Source organism: Prevotella sp. HMSC073D09, assembly GCF_001814145.1.
Taxonomy (GTDB): domain Bacteria; phylum Bacteroidota; class Bacteroidia; order Bacteroidales; family Bacteroidaceae; genus Prevotella; species Prevotella conceptionensis.
Genome location: NZ_KV815077.1, coordinates 1 through 427, shown reverse-complemented (window position 1 = coordinate 427; position 427 = coordinate 1). Strand labels below are relative to the sequence as shown.

At 48.7% G+C, this 427-nt stretch carries 1 pseudogene; it reads left to right on the top strand.

The annotated features are described in order from the left end of the window. Positions 1 to 48: 48 nt before the first annotated feature. Positions 49 to 427: pseudogene (locus HMPREF2955_RS16505) on the top strand (IS66 family transposase); the annotation flags it as partial.

Sequence of the window (427 nt, the reverse complement as noted above, 5' to 3'; positions counted from 1 at the left end):
CCTGACAAGAACTCTAATAACAGCAGCACTCCGCCAAGCAAGGAGCGTATGAAGGATGAGGTTGTCAGAAGAACAAGAAGTCTCCGTAAGCCAAGCGGTAAGAAGCCGGGAGGACAAAAGGGACATGATGGGCATAAGTTGTCTTGCTCTTCCGTACCTGACGAGATAATCGATGACGCACCTGACTATTGCACTCGTTGCGGAGAATCTTTAGCAGACGCAGAGCGTGTACTTGATTATGTGACGCAGGTTATTTCCATTCCAGAGCTGAAGCCCGTAGTCAAGGAAATCCGACACTATGTGATGGTATGCAAGAACTGTGGCGAACGTATTCGGACGGTGCCGAGACGGCGGTCAAACGACGTGGTATATGATTCAAGCGTAAAGGCTCTAGTGGTTTATCTGAGTGTCGTGCAATTTCTTCCAT